The organism is Deltaproteobacteria bacterium PRO3, from assembly GCA_030263375.1.
Classification (GTDB): domain Bacteria; phylum UBA10199; class UBA10199; order DSSB01; family DSSB01; genus DSSB01.
The window spans coordinates 1-11219 of sequence record SZOV01000101.1; the positions used below are offsets into that span (position 1 = coordinate 1).

6 protein-coding genes are annotated in these 11219 nt (G+C 63.3%); 4 read left to right on the forward strand and 2 right to left on the reverse strand.

From position 1 onward, the window contains the following. Window positions 1-1383: 1383 nt before the first annotated feature. The 3 genes from FBR05_12855 (at window position 1384) to FBR05_12865 (ending at window position 5787) form a co-directional block, all read left to right on the forward strand. Window positions 1384-3024 (forward strand): hypothetical protein, encoded by a 1641-nt coding sequence (locus FBR05_12855; GenBank protein MDL1873068.1) that lies wholly within the window; start codon window positions 1384-1386, stop codon window positions 3022-3024. Window positions 3025-3098: 74 nt separating this feature from the next. Next, window positions 3099-4277 (forward strand): DUF3808 domain-containing protein, encoded by a 1179-nt coding sequence (locus tag FBR05_12860; protein MDL1873069.1) that lies wholly within the window; start codon window positions 3099-3101, stop codon window positions 4275-4277. A gap of 115 nt (window positions 4278-4392) precedes the next feature. Then, window positions 4393-5787 (forward strand): patatin-like phospholipase family protein, encoded by a 1395-nt coding sequence (locus tag FBR05_12865; GenBank protein MDL1873070.1) that lies wholly within the window; start codon window positions 4393-4395, stop codon window positions 5785-5787. Between the two features lie 75 nt (window positions 5788-5862). On the opposite strand, the gene FBR05_12870 is transcribed toward FBR05_12865, so the two are convergent. Then, window positions 5863-7347, reverse strand: a complete 1485-nt coding sequence (locus tag FBR05_12870) for a hypothetical protein (protein ID MDL1873071.1) — start codon at window positions 7345-7347, stop codon at window positions 5863-5865. A 343-nt stretch (window positions 7348-7690) separates the two neighbouring features. Then, on the reverse strand, window positions 7691-9277 hold the full coding sequence (locus FBR05_12875; GenBank protein ID MDL1873072.1) for a hypothetical protein: 1587 nt from the start codon (window positions 9275-9277) through the stop codon (window positions 7691-7693). A gap of 1543 nt (window positions 9278-10820) precedes the next feature. On the opposite strand from FBR05_12875, the gene FBR05_12880 reads away from it, so the two are divergent. Continuing rightward, window positions 10821-11219, forward strand: a 399-nt coding sequence (locus FBR05_12880) for a hypothetical protein (GenBank protein ID MDL1873073.1), incomplete at its 3' end; no start/stop codon positions are given.

An 11219-nucleotide genomic window follows, 5' to 3' on the forward strand; every position in this document is an offset into this window, starting at 1 on the left:
GTCTTCGTCAAGGACGGAAAAGAATTCCGCGCCTTCCGCCTCAACAAGGACGGCAGCCTGACCGAGTTGCCCAGCGAGGACGGCGGCGAGCATCCCTTGAGCCCCGAGGCCGAGGCCCTGCTGGGCAAGGTGCTGCGGCAAAAAGGCATCCACCTGCGCAAAGAAGGGGGCTCGCTCAAAGAATCCGACAAGGCCCAGCAGGCCGAGGCCGAAAAGATGCAAGAGGCTCGACTGCAGCGCCACGAGGAGGTCGTCGAAGCCGAGCTGGACTTCGAGACCCGCTTTGCCCTGCTGCTTCACGAGGTCCTCGAAGAAGGCCGCGACCTCGAGGCGGGCGCCGGCGCCGACGAGCCGAGCTTCCCGGTGAAGAGCGATTGGGAGGCCTTCTTCGCCCGCATGCTCAAGCTGGGCAACGAGGAGCGCTCCGCCAAGAAGGCGATGGAGGCGGTCTTGGCCATGGTCTTCCGCGGGCTCTTCAAGAAGGAGGGCCAAGGCAACGTCCTGGTCGGCGACCTCAAATACATGCAGGACGCCAAGGCGCGGGAGGAGAAGTTCGCCCAGATCGCGGTCGACGACGAGCGCTTCCTCAAGCTGCTGGCCCAACTCAAGCCCGGACAAAAGATCGACCACGACCAGCTGAAGGCCGTCTTCGGCGAGGAGCTCAGCTTCACCGAGTTGGCCCACATCGCCGAGCAGCTCCAGGTCAGCATGGCCGACGAGGCCGGCAAAAACGTCGTCTTCAACCCCAAGGGAAACTTCGACCCCTACAGCCAAGCGCGGATCGAGCGCTCGATCCTCTCGACGCGCAGGGCCCCGAAACCGTCCGCCTCCGGCAGCGAAGGCTCCGCCCTGCCCTTACCCCCGCCCGATCCCGGCCCGCAGGGCGTGCCGGCCAACGTCTTCGAGCTGCTCGGAATGCGGGAGCGCTACCGGGGCAGTCCGCGCCTTTACACCTTCATCCTCTACAGCGTGATCCTGGCCGCCCTGGGCATCGCCGTGGGCAGCTTCCTGCTTAAAAGCCTATAAAAATCTTAATAATCTAAATTATTTATCTGACCATCGTCCTCGCCCCATCAAAATGGGTTAATTTATACCCTTTACTTTGCAAATTCGATTGTACGAAAAAAAACGCTATTTATTTTATGGTTACATGTATTTATCCCTCCAGTTGGGTAAATAAAAACCCATGTTACAGACCATCGTCATACTTCCGGGTATCGGAATGAGAATTATAATATATTGTTTTAATTATATTTTTTCATTTTGAGGCACCCCAATTTCCACTTGGCCCCGCGCTTGCTTTTACGAAAGGGCGAGAAGCCTACCCAACCGAGAGAGCCTGAAAAGCCTTCCCGCGCAAATCTTTGAAGGATGAGGTTTGCTATGTCTACTTCGCGCCGGGGGCCCAACCACCTCAATTTTCACGCTTGGATCCGAGGCATCCTCTTGCTGGGACTGGCCGCCTGCGGGGGCGGGGGCGCCGGCGCCGATTTCTCTACCCAGGCCCTGGGCGGGGGCTTCGCGCCGGGAGAAGTGAGGCCGGTCAATTTCGACGGGGCGAACCAGGCGCGCATCGAGTTCTCCGAGCTCTCCGGCGGCGAGAAATTCTCCATCGTCCTGTTCGGCGCCAACAGCCAGGCGGGCTACTACGACTTCCAGCTCCAGGGCCTGAACGACGCGGCCCAGGCCAAGTTCCTCGAGGCGCCCTCCAGCCTGCCGCTGGAGGCGGCGGAAATCGAAGAAGAAGCGGAGGCCGACGACGCGACCTCTCTGCTGCACAAGCGCCTCCGCAACTGGGAATCCGAGCTCGGCGACCTCGAGCCCTATAGCCCCGAATCGGAATACGACCGTGGCAAGGCCTTCGCCGCGACCCGGACCTACTGCGCCGGCGGGCGCGGGATCCACTTCCGCGTCTTAAGCAGCCTCTCCGACAACGACGCCTACGAGACCGTCTGCGGCGTCGAGGTGCGGCGCAGCGGCCAGGCGGTCTACTACGTGGACGAGGCGGTCTTGAACGACCTGAACGCGGGCCATCTGGGCTCGATTATCGATGAATTCGAGGCCAAGATCCCCCACGAGCGCAACCTCTTCGGCAACGAGTCGGACGTCGACGAGAACGGGACCTTTTCGGTCCTCTTCTCCCCCGCGGTCAACCGCCTGGGCTCCTCGGGGGGCGGCTTCATCACGGGCTATTTCTTCGGCGGCGACCTCTACCCGCGAAGCAGCATCCCCGGCAGCAACGAACAGGAGGTCCTCTTCCTCTGCGTCCCCGACCCGGGCGGCCGTTGGAACGTCCAGCTGAGCCGGGACTTTTGGGATTCCAACATCGTGCGCTCGGTGCTGCCCCACGAATTCCAGCACATGATCAGCTTCAACCAGCACCTCCTGCTCCGCAACGACGGGGCGGAGGAGGCCTGGGCCAACGAGGGGATCAGCCACTTCATCGAGGACCTGGAGGCCGACGGCTCCCTGGATCGGGTCGGGGTGGAAAATCCCTCCCGCGTCCTGCTCTACCTGGTCGCCCCGGAAAACGCCGCCTTCACCGCCGGGATCTCCATCGCCCAGCGCGGCGGCTCCTATCTCTTCTTCCGCTACCTCTACGAACAGGCCGAGCTGGGCCGCTACCCGGCCGCGTCCAATGGACCGGAATTATTGAGAAATCTCCTGCAGAGCGGGGTGAAAGGGGTGACGAATATCGAGCGGGCGACGGGCTGGAGCTTGCGCAACCTCCTCCTGGATTTTTACGCCACCCTCCAGCTGAGCAACCGGGGCATCTCGGGGGACCCGCGCTATAATTTCCGCGCGATCTCCCTCTACGGCCCGCAGGACGACAACCGGGGGACCCAGCTGCAGGGGGTCCACTCCCACGACCTGAAGGATCTGCCCTTTCAGGGGACGGTTCAGTCGCCGGGGGCCTATTTCCTGGAGGTCGACGGAAAGACCTTGATCGAGGCCGGACAAGGCTTGAGCTTTTCCGCGCCGGCGGGTATGATTCCAGTTGGAATCGTGATCCGCATCGAATAGGGTTCCAAAAGTTTAAAAGTCTCCTCATCCCAGGTCCAGCATGGGCCTAGGGGTTTTCTACAAGCCCCAGGCCCATGCTTTCTTTTTTTCAGCGCAAAAATTCTCCTAACCTTCGGCGCCCAAATTCGTTATTTCTTAAATCCGAAGAAAGGAAGGCCCGCTTGCGCCGCATTCCCAAAATACTCCTTCTCCTGACCCTGATGGCGTCCCTCGGGGCATTCAAACACATCCCGCAAGGGGCCACCGAGGAGATGCTCAACCAGGCCCTCGCCGGCCAAACGCTGATCTTCAACCGGCAGTATCAGGCCGCCGAGGCCCACTTCGACCGGCTGGCGCGGCAGTACCCCGACTCCCCACTGGGTTCCTTCGGCTTGATGGCGCTCTACAACTCCAAGATGTTCGAGAATTTCGACTTCTCCCTCGACGCGACCTTCGAGCAGGAACAGCGGCGCAACAAGGTCATCGTCGACAAGATCGCGGACAGCAAGACCTCCAGCGCCTGGGACAACTTCCTCTGCGGCGCCAGCAGCGGCCTGCGCGGCTTCTACTACATCCGCAAGGACGAGTATTTCAAGGCGCTGAGCGAGAGCAACCAGGCCAAGAAATGCCTCGAACGCGCCCTGCAGCTGGACCCGGCCTTCGTCGACGTCAACCTGGGCCTGGGCCTGTTCAATTATTGGAAGAGCGTCTTCACCAGCCGCTTCAAGTTCCTTCCCTTCTTCAAGGACCGGCGCAAGGAGGGCATCGCCCAGATCCAGCAGGCGATCGCGGAGGGCTCGGTCGTCAACGACTTGGCGACGGCGGCCCTGGTCTTCGTCTACCACGAGCAGAGCAACGGGCGCCTGGGCCTGCCCCTGGCGCAGAAGCTCTTGGACAAGTACCCCCAGAACATCGTCATGAAGAACCTCAAGGGCAACTTCCTCTCCCTGACGGGCAAGCAGGCCGAGGCCATCGAGGTGCTGAACGGCGTCCTGAAGGAAGACCCCTCGATCAACGTCGCGCGCTACTTCCGGGGCCTGGCCTACAACCGGGCCGGGAATTACGCCGCGGCCAAGCAGAGCTTCGAGGAATTTTTGGCCAACAAACCCTCGGCTGCCTGGCAGGCCTACGCCCACTACATGCTCGGCCACATCGCCCTCCGGAACGGCCAGCGCGAGGAGGCCTTCTCGCAATTCAAGGCCGGAGAGAAGGCCTATGGGAAGTACAACGCCAATCTGAAGATGATCCTCAAGATGCGGAAGGGGGAGATTTAGTGGCGAACACAAGGTTCGCCCACCCAAAAGCTTGACTTTCTTCAATTTTCAAAGCTAGGCTCGACCCACTGTGTCAAAAGAACGGTGGGGTCCTGGTTAAGGAAGGAGCTGGCCTTTGGGTATCCGAATCGTCCAGAAAAGCGATCTCTCCAAGAAAAAACACCACAGCAAAACCGCCCTCGTCCTCGCCGGCGGAGCCGTCTCGGGCGGCGCCTTCAAGGCGGGCGGGCTCAAGGCCTTCAACGATTTCCTGGTCAACCGAAAGGTCACCGACTTCGACATCTACGTCGGCACCTCGGCCGGCGGCTTCCTGGCGGCGCCCTTGGCGGGCGGCATCCCCCCCGAGGAAATCCTCAAGAGCCTCGACGGCAGCAGCGAACACTTCTCCCAGCTCTCGCCCCTCGAGATCTACATGCCCAACTGGCGCGAGATCGTCGAGAAACCGCTGCAGTACCTTTTCAACCGCTTCGCCTACTTCCCCAACATTTTATTGGATTTCTTCCAGGCCCTGCCCAACATCGGCGACAGCCTGAAGAAGGGCGTGGCGCGCTTCTTTCACGAGCCCAACTACACCAATTACGAAAAGATGGTTCGGCCCCTCGCCAAGGCCCTCTACAGCGGCCGATCCGCGCCCTCCATCCTCAGCGCGGTGCCCACCGGCTTCTTCGACAACAAGCCGCTCGAGCGCTTCCTGCGCGAGAACATGAAGCGCAACCACCTGAGCAACCACTTCAAAGTGCTCAAGCGGATGCGCGGAAAAGACCTCTACATCAGCGCGATGGCCCTCGACAGCTCCGAGCGAGCCATCTTCGGCTGGGACGAGAAGAACGATGTCACGATCAGCGAGGCGGTCCAGGCCTCCACCGCCCTCCCCGGCTTCTACAAGCCGGTGCGCATCAAGGGGCTAGACTACATCGACGGCGGCGTGCTCAAGACCGCCAACATCGATCTCGCCATCGAGAAGGGCGCCGAACTGGTGATCTGCTACAATCCCTTCCGCCCGCTCAAGAACATCGTCAACGTCGAATACCTGCGCGAGAAAAACCGCTACGTCACCAAGGACCCGCGCATCTCCGACAACGGCGTCTTCGGTGTCTTCAACCAGGTCTTCCGGGCGATCTACCACTCGCGCCTGCAGGACGGCATGAAGCGCTACGAGCAGGACAAAAGCTTCAAGGGCGACATCATCCTCATCGAGCCCAAAGAGGACGACACGACCTTTTTCCAGATGAACCCCTTCGCCTTCTGGACCCGCGCCAGCGCGGCCAAGTCGGGCTTCGAGTCGGTGCGGATGTCGATCCTCCAGCACTTCGACGAGATCAAGGCCATCCTGGGTTCCTACGGCATCGAGATGAGCCGCGAGCTCATCGAGCAGGACGCCGCCAAGATCAAAAAGGCCGCCAACGACGACCGCGAGATCATGGATGTCCTCGAGGGCCGCGGCTTCGCCAAGGGCCGCCTGCGCATCATCCTCGGCGGCCGCAAGGCGCGCGAGGCGAAGTCGTCATAGGCCCTTTTCCCCCAAAATAAAAACCCCGTCCCGACGAATCGGGACAGGGTTTTGTGGCGATAAAATCGGCTGGCTCTAGAAGTCCGGGTCGGTGCCGCCCTTGGGCTTAGGCGGATCCTTCTTCGGCTCATCCTTTTTAGGCGGATCCTTTTTGGGCTCATCCTTTTTCGGCTCGTCTTTCTTCGGAGCCGGGTCGCCCTTGCCCTTCGGCGGGGCCTTGTAGGTGGGCTTTGGAGCCTGCCCCTGGACCGCCGGCTTGGTGTCCGGGAAATCCACCGGGCTCTCGCTGCCGCGCTTCTTGTCGTAGGCCTTCACCGCCGCCGAGGCGGAATCCCAGGCGTCGCGGGCGTGCTTGTTGGACTCGTCCGCGGACTTGCGCGCCTCTTTCAGCGCCGCCTCGGCCTTGGTCTTGTCGTCGCCGGTCAAGCCGGGGAGCTGCTTCTCGAGATCGGCAACCACCGCGTTGGCGTTGTTCATCGCCTCAAGCGCGATGCGGAAGGAGGCAACCGCGTCGGTGGCCATGGCCTTCGCCTTGGCGGCGTCGGTCGAGCCCAGCTTCACGATGTCCAGGTCGGACTTCGCGGCCGCCGCGCCCTTCTGCGCCTGTTCGGCGTATTTCTTGTTCTCGTCGCGCTTCGCCTCGAAGAGGGCCACGCCGGTCAGGGCCGGAGCGGGCTTAGGCCCCTCCACCGGCTTTTCGCCGGGCTTGGCGCCTTCGGCGGGTTTACCGCCCTCGCCGGGCTTTCCGGCATCGGCCGGGGTATCTTCTTTACGCGGCTCTTCGCGATGGCCGCGCGGCTTGGCGACGCCGCCGCCGCGGATGTTGTCCACGACGCGCAGGATGTCGATGCCCAGGCCGACGTTGAAGCCGTTCGGGTTCAGACCCATCGCGCTGGAGGGCCCGTCGACGACCTCGAGGGTCGGGTTCAGGCCGAAGGTGTGGGTGTAACCGGCCTTCGCGCAGACCGCGTCGTACCAGGTGCAGAGCTCCGCCCCGAGGTTGAGGCCGAAACCGGCCCCGTCCAGCGGGAAGAGCAAGGGATTCTTGTTAAACTCGGCGCCCTTCATCCCGTCGCGGGACTCGGGGGCGCTGTAGATATGTGCGCCCAGACCGAAGAGGCCGTAGGCGGAGAACCAGGTCGGGTGGAAGGCGTAGCCGGCGCCGCCCTCGACGCCCACTTGGTGCATCGTCGCGGTGCTCTCGACGCCCGCGCCCAGGTCCTTGTTCAGGCCTTGGTAACCGTAGAAGAGGCGAACCGGAATGCGCAGCCGATCTTCGGCGAAGCGGAACATGAGACCCGGCGCTATCTTGAAATGAAAACCATAGTGGTCCACGCCCTGATCGTTGCCGAAATTCTGGCCGCCGTAGCCAAAATCCGTCCGCAGGGTGTAGCTGCTGGTGTCGCCGGGGACGAAGGCGGAGGTGTCGACCTTGGCGTCGGCCTTCGCTTCCGCCTTGGCCTCGACCTTGGGGGCCTCGGCAGGCTTGTCAGCCGGCTTGTCGGCGGGGGGCGGTGGCGTCACCGGTTTGGCGGAATCAGCGGGCTTGGGTGGCGTCATTTCGTAAACCTCCTGAAATTTCGCGCGGGCGCGAATCGGCGAACGACAAAAGTCGGATACCGAGGGTTGTTCGATTTAGCGGGAGTGTTTACGAAGGATGGGTTGTGCCCCCATGATTCGAAAACAGAAATGGGTCTTACGACCTGTGTGCCCCCCGCATCTCGCCCTTATTTATCGGCGGAACGGGGAAAAGTTGCGTTAAAACCTTGTACGCATCTCCAGACCCACCCGCGGAGCTAGGAATATCGCGGGTCTGCGGGCATGATTTCCGCGTCAAAAAAACAAGGCCCGGTTTCCCCTCCGGGAAAAACCGGGCCTTTTTCAAGCGCTTTGGCTGGAAAGACTACTCGTCCTCGCGGGGCCGGGACACGCCGGCGTCGGGACGAACCGTGGTACTCCCACCACCGCCCTCGTCACTGCCGAAGATAAAGGGGGACACGCCGGCGTCGGGCCGCGAGCGCGGCTCGGTGCGGGGTTCGGTGCGAGGCTCCGTCCGAGGTTCGGTACGGGGCTCCGTACGAGGCTCGGTGCGAGGTTCAGTACGAGGTTCTGTCCGAGGCTCCGTGCGCGGCTCGGTACGGGGCTCCGTCCGCGTCCGACGCCGCCTCCCGGTCCCCGTCGCGGCGGCCGGCGCAGGATCGACTAGGTTAAAGGGCACGTCTTCCCCATGGTTGGCCATGCCGTTGAAATCCTCGGCGGTCTGCCGGGCCTGGCGATAGGCCTGGCTGGCCAGGCGCCGGACCTCGGTCTGCCAATTGGTCATCTCTTGAATCGCGCGGTTGGCCGCCGTCCGATCGGCGCCGGTCAGGCCCTCTAACCCCGCTTGGGCCTCGGCCAGCAAGTCGGTGATGTGCTGATAGGCCGTGAGGACCGCCTGGGCCTGGTTCAAGACTTCCAAGGCTTGGACGCGGCGGCGCGTCATGGCCCCGGCATCGGTCCCGCTGACGCCGGTGAAACCGGCGCGTGCGCTGGTTACCAGCTCGGAGGCCGCCGTCGCCTCGGTACGAAAGCGCGAGGCGGTCTCGCGCCGGTCGCGGACCAAGGCCAAGCCGGTCAAGGCGGGCTCTTCCGCGACAGGTGGGGGATTCGCGGGGGCTTCCGCCGTCCCACCGGCCCCTTCCCGAGGCCTTTCGGTCGAGGCGCCGCCGCTGCTGCTGCGAGAGCTCGATCCCCCGGTGAACAGACCGATGATGGCCATGACGTCGATCCCGACGCCGACCTCGATGTTGGGGATATTCAAGCCGAAATTGGGCCCGCCGCCGTCCACGACGTTGAAGGCGGGATTCACGCCGAACATCCAGCCGCCGCGCACGAAGGCGCCGAGGGCGCCGTTCAAGGTGGAGATCCCCAGTTCCGGACGGAACAGAAAACCCCAGCTGTCGATGGGCAGCAATTGCGGGTTGCGGGTGAAGACCGCGCCGCAGCTTATCCCATCCCGGCACTCCGGGGCCCCGACATGGGCGGTGCCCAAGTCGACGCCGCCGCTGATGCGGAGATTGCCCCCGAAGAGGCTGTAACCGACGCGCCCGTTGGCGAAAATCGTTTGGTAATTGAGGCTGCTGTTGACGCCCATCCCGAGGCCTCGGCTCAACCAGGCGAAGTCCGTCCCGGCATTGGCCTGGATGAAGACGCTGTCGCCGGCATTGGGGCGCCATTCCATCCCCACTTCCGCGCGGGCGTAGCCGCCGCTGTGGTCGACGCCCGAGCCGTTGGACATGTCGGTGAAGGCACCGCCGCCCTCGAGGCCGATGCGCAGGCGGAAGGGATTGGGATTGGCGCCGGCATCCGCGGCGGGAGGCGCCCCCGCGTCGCTCGTCACGGCCGCATCGGCCGGGGCGGAAGCATCCGCGCTGACGGCGGCGTCGGCCGGGACCGAGGCATCGCTGGTGGAAACTGGCGCCGAACCGGCGTCTCGAATAGGGGGGGTCATTGGGGGCCTCCTTGAAGCTGTTTGCGCTTAAGGTGCCCCCAAAAGCGTGAATCGCTGTTCGGCCCGATTATCGGCGCCCCTGTACACGAGTTGCCTCCAATTTTTGAAGCAACTTTCCCCCCGTCGGGTCGAAAACCCCTAGAGAAGAAAAACCCCCTTACTATTCGTAAGTTAAGACCGTCGCCGGCATCTGGAGGGGGCTCTCGGACGCCGACGCCGACCTTATGTGGTGATACCGAAAGGGAAAGATATGAAACGCTTAATGCTTGCCCTGTTGCTCCTCGGCGTAACTTCCACCGCAATGGCGCAGGTCGATAATACTACCTGCACCGTCATGACCGGCGACGACACCCCCGAACAGCCCGGCTTCCACGAGCTGCGCCGGAAGGTCGAAGAAGGTTTCAACCGCACCATGTACCGGATGTGCACCGAGAAGATCGCCTTCTCCTCCGGGATCACCGTCAACCTGGCCGCCCCCCTCGACATTAAGAATGAAAACGATTTGGATTGCCCCGCGGGCGCCGGCAAACCCGCGGTCTGCGGCGACGGCTGGGGCCTGATCGTGGACGGCGCCGGCGGCACCATCGACGTTACCGGTACCCCGGAGGGCGAATGCGCCATCACCCTCAACGCCAGCCGCGTCAAGATGACCAACCTTAATATCACCGCCACCTCCACCCAGGTCCAGAGCGGCAAGGTCCTCTGCGACAACGGCAACAACAACGATATTAGCGACGTGAAGATCAACGGCGGCAGCACCGAGCCCACGCCCAGCCCGACGCCTCCTGCCAGCCCGACGCCCTCCCCGACCCCGACGGTGACGCCTCTGGTCACCCCGACCGGCCTGACGGCCGTGGTCGATCCCAGCAGCACCCCGGCCTCGCTGAAGGTCCTGCTGAAGTGGAACTACAACCCCGGGAAAAAGGGCGGCTTCATCCATGTCGATCCCAGCATCCTGGGCCTGTTGAAGGACCGGAATATCTTCCGGCTCCACCCTTCCGTCACCCTGCCAGGAACCACCAAAGCGATGGCCTTGCGGAAGGCCGACGTCCCCTTGACCCCTCATCAGCCGGGCGACATCGGGGTGTTTAATCCGGGCGACATCTTCGTCCCGACCACGCCCGACAAGGACTACGAATTCGAGATCGAGCGCGCCACCAAGGCCGACGGCAGCGACACCTGCGGCGCCTTCAGCAACATCGCGACGATCAACGGCAAGCACCAGACCCATCAAGACGCGGCGGTCGCCGAGAAGACCACTTATTGCTACCGCGTCCGCGCCAAGCGGGGCACGGATACTTCCGAGTACTCCAACGTCGCCGAGGTCCGCACGCCGGAGACGGCCCTGCCGATCCCCACGCTTCACGTCTCGGCCACTTCCGAGAGCACGATCTTCGTGGTCTACAATTACCTGAACACCGACGGCGTCTTCGGCATCAAGGTCGAGCGCGGGAACGCCGCCTGCGATCCCGCCAGTTTCACCGCGATCCCGGCAGATCCCGCGGATATGACCGGCATCGGCTTCACCACCGACGTTGGCCTGATGCCCAACACCACCTATTGCTACCGCGCGGCGGTCAAGAGCGACACAATCCCCGCCGAGTACGGCCTGTATTCGGCGACGGTGACCGCCACCACGCTGGAGGCCGGGGCCACTCCGCTGCCCACGCCTTCCGTGACGCCGCACCCTACGCCGACGGCTACGCCCGGCCCCACGCCCGACGCTACCCCGACGCCCGGTCCTACGCCGACCGACGTCGACGGCGACGGCGTCCCGAACGGCTCCGATAACTGCCCGGGCAATGCCAACGCCGGCCAGCAGGACATGGACGGCGATTCCATCGGCGACGTCTGCGATCCCGACGCCGACGGCGACGGCATCGCCAACAACGACGAAATCGCCCACGGCACCGACCCGCTCGACGACGACTCCGACGACGAC